The 11,905-nt window shown below is 68.1% G+C and carries 16 protein-coding genes and 1 other RNA gene; 2 read left to right on the forward strand and 15 right to left on the reverse strand.

Features of this window, described 5'->3' with window-relative positions; all coding sequences use genetic code 11:
- Positions 1-70: 70 nt before the first annotated feature.
- On the forward strand, positions 71-301 hold the full coding sequence (gene rpmE, locus ACT6XY_RS09460) for a 50S ribosomal protein L31 (protein WP_106746996.1): 231 nt from the start codon (positions 71-73) through the stop codon (positions 299-301).
- 231 nt (positions 302-532) lie between these two features.
- The gene (locus ACT6XY_RS09465; RefSeq protein WP_444748087.1) at positions 533-1,126 is read left to right on the forward strand and encodes a GNAT family N-acetyltransferase; all 594 of its coding nucleotides are present in this window, start codon (positions 533-535) and stop codon (positions 1,124-1,126) included.
- A gap of 6 nt (positions 1,127-1,132) precedes the next feature.
- Here ACT6XY_RS09465 and ACT6XY_RS09470 read toward each other — a convergent pair whose 3' ends face one another.
- The 15 genes from ACT6XY_RS09470 to ssrA all read right to left on the reverse strand — a co-directional run bounded on the left by ACT6XY_RS09470 (position 1,133) and on the right by ssrA (position 11,771).
- Entirely contained in the window at positions 1,133-1,813 is a 681-nt protein-coding gene (locus ACT6XY_RS09470) for an AprI/Inh family metalloprotease inhibitor (RefSeq protein WP_444748088.1), read from the reverse strand.
- Positions 1,814-1,984: 171 nt separating this feature from the next.
- On the reverse strand, positions 1,985-2,767 hold the full coding sequence (locus ACT6XY_RS09475) for a succinate dehydrogenase iron-sulfur subunit (RefSeq protein ID WP_444748089.1): 783 nt from the start codon (positions 2,765-2,767) through the stop codon (positions 1,985-1,987).
- 106 nt (positions 2,768-2,873) lie between these two features.
- Entirely contained in the window at positions 2,874-3,059 is a 186-nt protein-coding gene (locus ACT6XY_RS09480) for a DUF2065 domain-containing protein (protein ID WP_444748090.1), read from the reverse strand.
- Between the two features lie 68 nt (positions 3,060-3,127).
- A complete protein-coding gene (hflC, locus tag ACT6XY_RS09485; RefSeq protein ID WP_444748091.1) occupies positions 3,128-4,057 on the reverse strand; it encodes a protease modulator HflC in 930 nt (309 codons plus the stop codon).
- Entirely contained in the window at positions 4,054-5,247 is a 1,194-nt protein-coding gene (gene hflK, locus ACT6XY_RS09490; RefSeq protein ID WP_444748092.1) for an FtsH protease activity modulator HflK, read from the reverse strand. Before hflK ends, hflC begins: the two co-directional genes overlap by 4 nt.
- 155 nt (positions 5,248-5,402) lie before the next feature.
- The gene (locus ACT6XY_RS09495) at positions 5,403-5,981 is read right to left on the reverse strand and encodes a dihydrofolate reductase (RefSeq protein ID WP_444748093.1); all 579 of its coding nucleotides are present in this window, start codon (positions 5,979-5,981) and stop codon (positions 5,403-5,405) included.
- Positions 5,978-6,772, reverse strand: a complete 795-nt coding sequence (locus tag ACT6XY_RS09500; RefSeq protein WP_444748094.1) for a thymidylate synthase — start codon at positions 6,770-6,772, stop codon at positions 5,978-5,980. The genes ACT6XY_RS09495 and ACT6XY_RS09500 overlap by 4 nt, the downstream gene beginning before the upstream one ends.
- 136 nt (positions 6,773-6,908) lie before the next feature.
- On the reverse strand, positions 6,909-7,229 hold the full coding sequence (locus ACT6XY_RS09505) for a DUF2853 family protein (RefSeq protein WP_444748095.1): 321 nt from the start codon (positions 7,227-7,229) through the stop codon (positions 6,909-6,911).
- 131 nt (positions 7,230-7,360) lie between these two features.
- Complete coding sequence (locus tag ACT6XY_RS09510; RefSeq protein ID WP_444748096.1) at positions 7,361-7,834, reverse strand: YHS domain-containing (seleno)protein; 474 nt, start codon at positions 7,832-7,834, stop codon at positions 7,361-7,363.
- Between the two features lie 144 nt (positions 7,835-7,978).
- The gene (locus tag ACT6XY_RS09515; protein ID WP_444748101.1) at positions 7,979-9,490 is read right to left on the reverse strand and encodes a tripartite tricarboxylate transporter permease; all 1,512 of its coding nucleotides are present in this window, start codon (positions 9,488-9,490) and stop codon (positions 7,979-7,981) included.
- Positions 9,491-9,497: 7 nt separating this feature from the next.
- Positions 9,498-10,037 carry a tripartite tricarboxylate transporter TctB family protein gene (locus ACT6XY_RS09520; protein WP_444748097.1) on the reverse strand — a complete coding sequence of 180 codons (540 nt, stop codon included), beginning with the start codon at positions 10,035-10,037 and terminating at the stop codon, positions 9,498-9,500.
- 151 nt (positions 10,038-10,188) lie between these two features.
- On the reverse strand, positions 10,189-10,419 hold the full coding sequence (locus ACT6XY_RS09525) for a ribbon-helix-helix domain-containing protein (RefSeq protein ID WP_444748098.1): 231 nt from the start codon (positions 10,417-10,419) through the stop codon (positions 10,189-10,191).
- A 6-nt stretch (positions 10,420-10,425) separates the two neighbouring features.
- Positions 10,426-10,602, reverse strand: a complete 177-nt coding sequence (locus tag ACT6XY_RS09530) for a DUF4169 family protein (RefSeq protein ID WP_444748099.1) — start codon at positions 10,600-10,602, stop codon at positions 10,426-10,428.
- A gap of 173 nt (positions 10,603-10,775) precedes the next feature.
- On the reverse strand, positions 10,776-11,330 hold the full coding sequence (locus tag ACT6XY_RS09535; protein ID WP_444748100.1) for an SspB family protein: 555 nt from the start codon (positions 11,328-11,330) through the stop codon (positions 10,776-10,778).
- A gap of 86 nt (positions 11,331-11,416) precedes the next feature.
- Positions 11,417-11,771, reverse strand: a transfer-messenger RNA (tmRNA) gene (gene ssrA, locus ACT6XY_RS09540).
- Positions 11,772-11,905: the final 134 nt, after the last annotated feature.

Here is an 11,905-nt window from a genome sequence, read left to right on the forward strand (position 1 = left end):
GCGGCTTCTCATCACAGGACACGACCCATTGCGCCTGCCCGTCGAGAGCGGCGCCCTTCGAGGACGACCCATGAAAGCCGACATCCATCCCGACTATCACACCATCAAGATCGTGATGACCGATGGCACCGAGTACACGACGCGCTCGACCTACGGCAAGGAGGGTGATGTCCTCCAGCTCGACATTGACCCGAAGGTCCATCCGGCCTGGACGGGCGGTTCGCAGCAGCTGATGGACCGCGGCGGTCGCCTGTCGCGCTTCAACCAGAAGTTCGGCGGCATCGGCGCCCTGAAGAAGTAAGCCTTTCGCCCTTCCGGGCGGTCCTGCAAGAGCCCCGGCCCCGCAACGGCCGGGGCTTTTTGCGTGGGCGCGACGGACTGCCGCGCCGGCAGGTATGACGTGATCGTCATGTTGCAGTGCAATATCGGCATTGCTCGGGCCGCGGCGGTCGGTTACAGCGCGGACGGGAGACGACGCCGGACAAGAGGGGACAGTTCAGACGGGCGCACTGCGCGCCCCGGAGACCGCCCCATGGAAGACCTCACCGCGAGCGGCGTCATCCGCAAGCTCCTCCCCTGGGAGACGGAGCTGCTGACAACGCATTTCCTGCGACTCGACGCGGAAGCCCGTCACGCCCGCTTCGCCGCCGGCGTCTCCGACGAGACGGTGGTCGCCTATGCGGCGAAGGCCCTCGGTCCGGATGCCATCGTCCACGGTTTCCTCGTCGACGGCGTCCTGCGCGGCGCTGCCGAGCTGCGCCTGATGCCGGGGCAGACCGGCGAGGTGGCGGTGAGCGTCGAAGAGGACTGGCGGCTCACCGGAGTCGGCTCCGCACTGTTCGGCCGGCTTCTCCTCACCGCGCGCAACCGCGGCCTCACCGGCCTCGTGATGTCCTGCCTGCCCACCAACCGCGGCATGCAGCGGCTGGCCGCCCGCTTCGAGGGGCGCATCACCTATGCCTCGGGCGACAGCCACGCGCGGGTCGCGGCGCGGCCGGCGACGGCCCTGTCGCTCTGGCGCGAAGTCTGGAGGGACACCTCCGCCGCGGCGGAGAGCGTGGTCGACAAGCAGATGGGCCTGCTGCGGCGCGCCGGCCGCCAGGGGCGGGCCGCAGGGGCCCGCTAACGGCCCCTAGCGGGCCATGGAGACCGGAGCGCCGGTGGCGGTGGCACCGCCATAGGCGCCGCCGCCCTGGGGCGACAGGCGCGCGGCAACGCGGCCGCCGGGCTGCAGCAGGACGATCTCCGAGCCGCGCTGCTCCCAGGCGTTGATGCGGGCGAGCGAGGGCGCGCGGCAGTTCTGCGGGCTGGCGCGGTAGAATTCGAAGAGCGGCGTCGAGGTCAGCGTGATCCGGCAGCGGTCGCCGGCATCCGTCACCGTCCAGGTGCCAGCGATGCTGGTGGCTCCGCTGGCGGCGCGCTCCTGCCGCGGCAGGGCGGAGACGACGGGCGGCGGCGAGGGCGAGGCGGTGCCGGGCCGCGGGGGCTCGGGCTGCATGATCTGCGGCTGTTCCGAAGGCCTGCTCGGGGCGAGCGCCGTATCGACGGCGGGCGGACCGGTGTCCGACCGGCCGGAGACGGAGGGCGGCGCCATCTCCTGACTCTCGATCGCGGGAGCGCCGCCGGGCTGACCGCCGGGAATGATGTCGTCGGAGGGAGCCGGACGGATCTGCGGCTGGACCTCGGCGCGCGCCACGGCCGGCGAGCGGCCCCAGCCTCCGGAGCCGCCGCCAGTGTCGCCGAAGCGGGACGAGGAGGTGCAGCCGGCGAGGACGACGGAGCAGAGGACGAGTGCGGCGGGGCGCATACCCATGAAGCGGTTCACCCAGAATGAGGTCGCGCGGCGCGCGAACCTTGCCACGGTGACGCCATGGAGCGGCGAATTAGTGGCAGGGCTGCGACACGCTGACGATGTTCGCGTTCTGGTTAACCGATCGTTGAGGCTGTTGCAGCCGATTTTTTGTGCCCGGCGGGCGGGCGCGCCTCAGACCTGGCGCGCCACCATCATCTTCTTGATCTCGGCAATGGCCTTGGCGGGGTTGAGGCCCTTCGGGCAGGCCTTCGAGCAGTTCATGATCGTGTGGCAGCGATAGAGCCGGAACGGGTCCTCGAGATTGTCGAGGCGCTCGCCGGTGGCCTCGTCGCGCGAGTCGATCAGCCAGCGGTAGGCCTGCAGCAGGATGGCGGGGCCGAGATAGCGGTCCCCGTTCCACCAGTAGCTGGGGCAGGAGGTCGAGCAGCAGGCGCAGAGGATGCACTCGTAGAGGCCGTCGAGCTTCTCGCGGTCCTCCTTCGACTGCCGCCACTCCTTCTCGGGACGGGCGGTGGTCGTCTTCAGCCAGGGCTCGATGGAGGCGTGCTGGGCGTAGAAGCGGGTGAGATCGGGGACCAGGTCCTTCACCACCGGCATATGCGGCAGCGGATAGATCTTCACCTGGCCGGCATTCACCTCGTCCATGCCCTTGGTGCAGGCGAGGGTGTTGGTGCCGTCGATGTTCATGGCGCAGGAGCCGCAGATGCCTTCGCGGCAGGAGCGGCGGAACGTCAGGGTCGGGTCGACCTTGTTCTTGATCCAGATGAGGCCGTCGAGGACCATCGGGCCGCAATCGTCGCGGTCGACGTAGAACGTGTCGATGCGCGGATTGGCGCCGTCTTCCGGATTCCAGCGGTAGATGCGGAACTCGCTCAGGCGGTTGGACCCCGGCGGCTTCGGCCAGGTCTTTCCCTCTGTGATCTTCGAGTTCTTCGGAAGCGTGAACTGAGCCATGTGATGTCTACTTGTCGTGCGGGCCGAGCAAGGCTGGACTTCCCATCGAGCCTTGGCGCGCCCTTGTCAATCGGGTCTTTTGGCGGGACGGGTGCCCGCGCCGCCGTCAGCCCCGCATCCACCAGACGACGAGCGTACCGAGAACGGCCGCCACGAGACCGACGACGCGCAGCTGCTGGTCGGGCGTCACGCGCATGGTCTCGAGCGCATCCCTTATACGCGAGGGAAAGGCTGCGAGGATCAGCCCCTCGATCACGAGCACGAGACCTAAAGCGACGAAAAAGTCTTGCATGGCGCTGTTTTATTGTGACAGGGCCGCTGCGAGGTCATCGCGGCGGCCCTGTCCGGGATCGGGATCGGTCAATTGCCGGTCGGCGGTGCCGGCACTGAGGGTGACGGAGCGCCCCTGACGCCGTTGCGACGGCCGGTTGGATCGCCGAAGTAGCGGAAGAAGTCGGAGTTTGGCGACAGCACCATGCGGGTGTCGGCGTTCTTCAGGCTCTGCTCGTAGGCCTGCATGGTCCGGTAGAAGGAGAAGAAGTCCGGATCACGGTTGAAGGCCTCGGCGAAGATCTTGTTCCGCTCCGCATCGCCCGCACCGCGCAGTTCCTCCGACCGACGGTCGGCCTCGGCGAGGATGCCGACGACCTCGCGGTCCGCGCGGGCGCGGATGGTCACCGCGGCCTGCTGACCGGTGGCGCGCAGGTCCGCGGCCTCCTGGCGACGCTCGGTCTGCATGCGGTTGAACACCGCCTCCTGGTTGACCTGGGGCAGGTCGACCCGGGTCAGGCGGAGGTCGACGATGGCGACGCCCAGCGTCGTGGCCTCGCGGTTCACCTCTTCCTGGATGCGGTTCATCAGCCGGTCGCGATCCGTGCGGATCAGCTGCGCCATGGTGGCGCCGGCGATGATGTTTCGCATCGAGGAATTGACGAAGCTCGCCAGGCGGGTGTTGGCGTTGGGGATGGTCCGCACCGTCTGGAAGAAGCGCAGCGGCTGGGTGATGCGGTAGCGGGCGAATGCATCCACGTCGAGATTCTGGCGGTCGGTGGAGAGCACCGTCTGGACCGGCAGGTCGAGGTCAAGGATGCGCTTGTCGACCGTCACCACGTTCTCGATGAACGGGACCTTGAAATAGAGGCCCGGCTCGCTGATCGGCATGCGGACGACCTGTCCGAAACGCAGCACGATCGCGTGCTGCGTCATCTGCACGACGAAGAACGAATTGGCGAGCGCGAAGAGCGCCAGCGCGGCGACGACGCCGAAGACGAGTTTGATGGAGGAGTTCATCGCTGGGTCCTCGGAGCGCCGGTGGTGGCAGCGCCCGCCGGGGGCTGCTGGCCGGGACGACGCATGATCTGGTCGAGCGGCAGGAAGGGCTGGACGGCATTGCCGCCGGCCTGGTCGATGATGACCTTCTCGGTGCCGCCGAAGATCCGTTCCATGGTTTCGAGGAACATGCGCTCGCGCGTCACGTCCGGAGCCTGGCGGTACTGCTCGAAGACCTGGGTGAAGCGGCTCGCCTGACCGCTGGCCTCTGCGACGACGCGGTCGCGGTAGGCCTCGGCCTCCTGGAGGATCTGCGAGGCGCGACCGCGCGCCTCGGGAACCACCTGGTTGGCATAGGTGCGCGCCTCATTCTGGACGCGGGTCTGGTCCTGCTGGGCGGCGTTCACGTCGAGGAAGGCGTTGCGCACCTGGGCCGGCGGCAGGGCCGACAGCAGCTGCACGACGCGGATGTTCACGCCCGACTGATAGTCGTCCATGATCCGCTGCATGATCTGGCGGATCTCGGCCGCGACGGCGGCCTGGTCGACGGTCAGGATGTTCTGGATGTTGCGCCGGCCGATCGACTCGCGCAGGGCGCTCTCGGCGACCGCCTTGACGGTGCCCTCGGGGTTCTGGAGCTGGAACACGAAGCTGGCGACCTGCGCCGCGTTCACGTCCCACTGAACCTCGAGGTCGATGTCGACGATGTTCTCGTCGCCGGTGAGCATCAGGCTCTCTTCCGGCACCTCGCGGTTGGCGCCGCGCGGGCCGCCGCCGGAGCGGTAGCCGATCTCGGTGCGGCGCACGTCGGTGACGGGCACCTTGAACACGGCGCCGAAGGGGGCCGGCGGGTTCCAGTTGAGGCCCGGCGCGGCGTTGCCGATGTGGCGGCCGAACACGGTGTTCACGCCGACCTCGTTCTGGCTCACCGTGTAGAAGCCGGTGAGGCCGTAGATGATCACGCCGAGGATGGCGATCAGGGCGATGCCCTTGGCGCCGATGTTGCCGCCGCCGCCCGGGAGGACGTTCTTCAGGCGCTCCTGGCTGCGACGGATCAGTTCCTCGAGGTCAGGGGGCTGATTGCCGCCGCCACCGCCACCGCCGCCACCCTGGGGACCCTGCCCCCAGGGACCGCGCGGTCCGCCGCCGCCGCCACCGCCCGTGCCGCCGCCGCCCCAGGGGCCGCCGCCGCCTTGATTGTTCCACGGCATGAACTGTCCTCGCTTGATGGCAGGACGGAAGCCCTGCTCACGCCCTCAGGCGCTTGACGTTACGCCCGGATATAGAAGACCGCCTCGCCGCTTTCAACGCGGAGGGCCCGCCGAGTTGGTGCCAGAGGGACAGTTGGTGAATATGACGCGGCGCGTCAGGCCCCGCACGCGCCCTCTCGGGGGGAGGTGTCCGCGCCCCGGCCCGCGCCATGCGGCGTTCCGCCGCTGGTGCGCCGATAGGCGACGACGCGGAAAGCGTGGTCGTCGCCGGGCCCTGCCGGGTGTTCGGCGATCACCTGCGCGGTCCAGAGCATGGGATCGATGGCGGGAAAGAAGGCGTCGGCCTCCGGCGCGGCGTCGACGTGGGTGATGAGGAGCCGGTCGGCGCGCGGCATGGCCTGGGCATAGATGTCGGCGCCGCCCAGCACGGCGATCTCGTCGGCGCCCGAGCGCAGGGTCTCGGCCCGGGCGACGGCAAGGGCCTCGTCCAGCGAGCCGGTGACGACGGCGCCGGGCAGCGACAGGCCGCGCTGGCGGGAGGCGACGATGTTGAGGCGCTTCGGCAGGGGCTTTCCGCCAAAGCTCTCGAAGGTCTTGCGGCCCATGACCAGCGGCTTGCCCGCGGTGGCCGCGCGGAACTGCGCCATGTCGGATTTCAGGCGCCAGAGCAGGCGATTGTCGCGGCCGATGGCTCCATTCGCGGCGACGGCGGCGATGAGGACGATGGGGGTCACACCGCCACCGGCGCCTTGATGGCCGGATGCGGATCATAGCCCGCCAGCGTGAAGTCCTCGTAGGTGAAGGCGAAGAGGTCGGTCACCGCGGGGTTCAGTGTCATGGTCGGCAGCGGGCGCAGCGGACGGGTCAGCTGCAGCTCGGCCTGCTCGATATGGTTCGTGTAGAGGTGCGCATCGCCCAGCGTGTGGACGAAGTCGCCGGGCTTCAGCCCTGCCACCTGCGCCAGCATGAGGGTGAGCAGGGCATAGGAGGCGATGTTGAACGGCACGCCCAAAAAGATGTCCGCCGAGCGCTGGTAGAGCTGGCAGGAGAGCTTGCCGTCCGCCACGTAGAACTGGAACAGGCAGTGGCAGGGCGGCAGCGCCATGGCCTCGACGTCCGCCGGGTTCCACGCCGAGACGATGAGGCGGCGCGAATCGGGGTTCTTCCGCAGCATCGCCACGAGGTTGGCGATCTGGTCGATGGTCCGCCCGTCGGGAGCGGCCCAGGAGCGCCACTGCTTGCCGTAGACCGGCCCGAGATTGCCCTCGGCATCGGCCCACTCGTCCCAGATGCTGACGCCGTTCGCCTTGAGATAGGCGATGTTGGTGTCGCCCTTCAGGAACCAGAGGAGCTCGTGGACGATCGACTTCAGGTGCAGCTTCTTGGTGGTGACCATCGGAAAGCCCTCCGACAGGTCGAAGCGCATCTGGTGGCCGAAGACCGAGAGCGTGCCCGTGCCGGTGCGGTCGTCCTTGCGGGCGCCGTGCCTGAGCACGTGCTCCATCAGGTCGTGGTACTGGCGCATGGCGGCCTCCGGGCGGGGCGAATCCGAGAGGCGAGACTATAGCGCGGAAGACGGGCCGCTGGCAGCAGCCCGCGCCACGACCGGCGCGCCGCCCACATGAATCGGCGAGACCGGCCGCGGGCCGCCCCGCAGGCGCTCACTTCTTGACGAAGAGGTCGAGCTTCTTGAAGTGCTCGGCGAGCAGGTAATAGACGGTGACGCGGTTCTTGGTCTTGTCGCCCTTGAGTGCGGCCGCGACCTTGGCGAGCGCTGCATCGATGGCCGCCTCGTCGGTCAGCGCCAGCTTCTTCATGCAGAAGTTCTTCTTCACCCGCGAGACTTCCTCGGGGTCGCCGAAGGACACGAGCGAGGAATCGCGGTTCCTGAGGGCGATTCCGAGATATTTGACGATGCCCGCGACCGCGGCTTCGTCAGCCTTCGGCGCATATTTCTTTACGTCAGCCAACCAGTCGCTCATGCCGATTTCTCCCACGCTCTCCGGCCAAGGCCCGGCTTCTCGGACCGGGAACGGTCGAAGACTAGCATCGGCCCGTCGGGGCGTCCCGAGCTGCGGCCTCCGTCAAAACCCCGATGAGGCCGCGGGCCCTCTCACTGGGCGAGAACCGAAGGCCACTTCATGTCGGCGGCGGCGATGAAGCCGGCGGGGTCGGTGAGCCACGTGCGGTGGACCCGCGCGTCGTAGTTGAAGTGCAGCCGGCCGGCGACGATGCGCCAATGGCGGGGATCGCCGGAGGCGCGATAGCCCTGGGCGGCTGCCCAGGAGCAGTGGCCGCCATAGGCCGGCGCGTAGCGCGCGGGATCGGCGGCGAAGGCGTCGCGGGCATCGGCGCTGGCGAAGCGCCAGGTGGCGTTCTTCCAGCGGTGGGTGAAGCGGGGATCGCCCGGCGTGGCGCGGCCCTCGCGGTGATAGGCGACGACGTCGTAGCCGTCGGCCGCGAGGCTCGAGAGCGTACCGGTGTAGACCTCCGGTCCGGCGACGGCGGCCATGGCCGAGAGCAGGACGGAGGCGCCCGCGAGGAGTGGTCCGAGGGCGCGGCGGGTGAGGCTGGCGGAGGGCGGCATGGATCGACCCTTTCGTGCGGGGAGAGGCATCTGCCTCCACCTGCACCTACGGACCGCCCTGCCCCGCCGTTACGCGGGCCTCAAACGCGACCGGCGGCGCCCGTGAAGGCGCCGCCGGCAGCTGGGTTCCCATGGAGCCGGAAATCACTCGACGAAGACGGTGTCGCGCTTCTTGGTGATGGCCGGCAGGAAGGAGATGAGCAGCATCAGCACGGCGATGGCGATCAGGCCGGCCGAGATGGGGCGGTTGACGACGTCGACGAAGACCGACCAGTCGCCGCGCGACATGAGGATGGACCGGCGCAGATACTCCTCCATCAGCTTGCCGAGCACGAAGCCGAGCAGCAGAGGCGCAACCTCGAAGCCCATCTTGATGAAGGCGTAGCCGACGAGGCCGAAGAAGGCCGTGATCATCACGTCGAAGGGGTTATTGTTCACCGAGTAGATGCCAATGCAGCAGAACATCAGGATCGACGGGAACAGCATGCGGTAAGGCACCTTCAGGAGCTTCACCCAGATGCCGATCATCGGCAGGTTGATGATCAGCAGCATGAGGTTGCCGATCCACATGGAGGCGATCATGCCCCAGAAGAGGTCGGGCCGCTTCTCCATGACCTGGGGGCCGGGAACGATGCCGTGGATGGTCATCGCGCCGACCATCAGCGCCATCACCGCGTTCGGCGGAATGCCGAGGGTGAGCAGCGGGATGAAGGAGGTCTGGGCACCGGCGTTGTTGGCGCTCTCCGGACCTGCGACGCCCTCGATCGCGCCCTTGCCGAAGCGGGACGGATCCTTGGCGAGCTTCTTCTCCATCGTGTAGCTGGCGAAGGGGCCGAGAACGGCGCCGTTGCCGGGCAGGATGCCCAGCGCCGCGCCGATGCTGGTGCCGCGCAGAACGGGGGCGATCGACTGCTTCAGCTCGGACCAGTTGGGCAGCAGCGAGCCAATGCGGCTCTTCAGCACGTCGCGGGTCTCGGGATTCTCAAGGTTCCGGAGAATCTCGGCGAAGCCGAACATGCCCATGGCGATGGTTGCGAAGTCGATGCCGTCAGACAGCTCCGGCCAGGCGAAGGTCATGCGGTCGGCACCGGTCTCGAGGTCCTGGCCGACGGTGGAGAGCATGAGGCCGCAGAGCACCATGGCGATGGCCTTGACCACCGAGCCGCGCGCCAGCACGACCGCGAAGATCAGGCCCATGACCATGAGCGAGAAATACTCGGCCGGGCCGAAGAGCAGCGCCACGCGCGTCAGCGGGGTGGCGAGGGCGGCGATCACGAGGGTCGCGACCGAGCCGGCGAAGAACGAGCCGATGGCGGAGATGCCGAGGGCGGCGCCGGCGCGGCCGTTGCGGGCCATCTGGTGGCCGTCGAGCACGGTGACGACCGAGGTCGCCTCGCCCGGGATGTTGACCAGGATGGCCGTGGTCGAGCCGCCGTACTGCGCGCCGTAGTAGATGCCGGCGAGCATGATGAGGGCGCCGACGGGATCGAGGCCGAAGGTGATCGGCAGCAGCATCGCGATCGTGGCGATCGGGCCGACGCCCGGCAGCACGCCGATCAGCGTGCCGATCATGCAGCCGAGGAAGCAGAGACCGAGGTTCTTGATGGTGAGCGCGACGCCGAAGCCGAGCGCCAGATTGGAAAACATGTCCATGATCAGCGCCTCACCAACCGGCCCAGGGGGCGACCGGGATGGGCAGCCTCAGCGCGACCTTGAACAGCAGGATGCAGAAGGCCGTCATGCACGCCGAAAAGATCAGGGTCTGCGTCCAGTTCCGCTCGTTGGCGGCGAGGCTCGCCACGATGAGGGTCAGAGGCCCCGCGACGAGGAGGCCGAGGGGCGGCAGGAGATCGGTGCGGCCGAGGCCGGGAATGTTGAGCGTGGTGCCACGGATGGTCATGGCGAACAGCAGGACGGCTCCGAGAACGAAGACCGGCCCCCGGATCGCCCAGGCCTCGAGGCGCGGACCGACCACGGTGAGCGCCTGGACGACGATCACGGCGCCGACCGCCATCAGGAGGAAGGACAGGCCGCGCGGAAACGACCCCGGGCCGAGATTGGCGCCGCGTCCACCGGTCAGGTTCGAGGACGCCCACAGGCAGGCGAGCCCGAAGGCGATGATGAAGAGCCCGGCGAACATGTCCTGGGGGCTCTTGACCAGACCGCGTGTGTTGTCGTCCGCTTTCGCGTTATCGTCGTGCATCGTCCCCCCGCTGCGGAGCCTTGTCTCGAGACGTTGTGTCGCCCCGTGCTCTTGCGCGCGGATGACATCATGTCAACTCCCCGAACACAAGCCGGGGACGATTCACGGATAGGGGAGGATGCGTACGAGCGAGGGCAGTCGCGGGCGACGATCAGCCGGCGGCGGCACTTCTCGTACGGTAATGATCGAGCACGAAAAGCCGGATCGAAGACGACAGGTTGCCCTGCGTGCGTCCGCCGTCGATCTGCCCGACCAGATCGGACAGCGTCTCCCGGCGTTCGGAGGCGATCTCCTTCAGGGCATTCCAGAATTCGTCTTCCAGGCTGACACTGGTCTTGTGGCCCTCGACCACGATCGAACGTTTGACTACGTGGCTCTTCATTCAGGTTCACTCCGGGCGCTTGTGGCCGTCCAGCCGCTTGGCCTCGAGGGCCTCGCGTGCCTCGTCGAGCTTTCGCTCGCTTGCTGGACGACCGAAACGCAGACGATTGGCGTCAGCCCCGAGGGACTCGGCTTCACGCGCCTTGCGTTTGCGTGCGCGCTTCAAATTGACGATGTCACCCATGGCACCTGTCCAAATTCGCAAGCAGAGTTTCAGTTCCGGGTGTGGCAAAAAAAAAGGCAGCCTTATGACGCAGGGGCGCAGGCCTGCATCCACGGAGGGCGGCCATGCGCGGCGCACGCGCCACCCCTGGTACGGGAGGACTGCGTTGTCGGACGACATGCCGCGACAGCGACCTATTTCTTGCGGAACTTGTCCAGGCTGACGACCTCTGCGCCGCCGCCGTCGGCAGCCGGGGGCTCGGCCTTCGGCGCATCGCCCGCCTCGGCGCGCGGCGCCGACGGGGGAAGGGCGGAGACGCCCGAGGGGTCGGGCTCGGCCGAGGGCCGGGGGCCGATCTCCCGCACGCCGAGGTCGCCCTTCTCCGTCTCGGCACCGGCCACCTCGAACTGGAGGCCGAACTGGACGGAGGGATCGAAGAAGCCCTTCACCGCGTCGAAGGGCACGAGGAGCCGCTCGGGAATGCCGCCGAACGACAGGCCGACCTCGAAGCTGTGCTCGGTGATGATCAGGTCCCAATACTGGTGCTGGAGGACGACCGTCATCTCCAGCGGGTATTTCTCGCGCATGCGGTTCGACAGGCGGACACCGGGAGCGCGGGTATCGAAGGTGATGTAGAAATGATGGTCGCCCGGCAGGCCGTCGCGCGCTGCATCGACGAGGACGCGGCGGACGACGCCGCGAAGGGCGTCCTGGGCCAGAAGATCGTAGCGGATGAGGTCTGTTGGCATGAGCTGGTCGATCGCGGAACGGACCCGGGGCCTTCTGTCGCGCTGAGGAGGACCCTCCCGGACCACCGCGCCGCGGACCGGAGAGAAGTGGAGGCTTCTGTTGCCAGGTGCCTCCGAACCCCGCCTTACAGTGCTACCCGCAAGGACTTGATTTCGGTACCATCACCGCATTACGCGGCAACGGCCACCGGAGCATAGTTGTCGTTGGCAACTATTGAGACGGCCCGATAACGGCGGAACCATGCCGAGCAAAAGCCCACCCTTTACACCCTCGTCGATCCTATTTCGCCCCCATCAGAAACGCCCCTGAGGGGCGCTCGTGGTGGAGGCGCCGGGTACTGCCCCCGGGTCCGAAAGGCTTATTGCGATGGCCGTTTATCACCATAGCCGGGTTGCCCCGGCCCGCTGAAGATAGGGGAGGCCGCGCGCCAGCGAAAGGCCTTCAGCGACGTATCCCCGGCGCAGGTCCGACCTCGACCGGCGGCGGCAGGGGCGGCAGGATCGACAGGGGCGCACCGGTGGCAGCCGGCGGTGCGGGACGGGCGCCGTCGAGCGCCCGGCGAACGACCGATGGC

Origin of the sequence: Phreatobacter sp. (assembly GCF_052440005.1) — a bacterium.
Classification (GTDB): Bacteria; Pseudomonadota; Alphaproteobacteria; order Rhizobiales; family Phreatobacteraceae; genus Phreatobacter.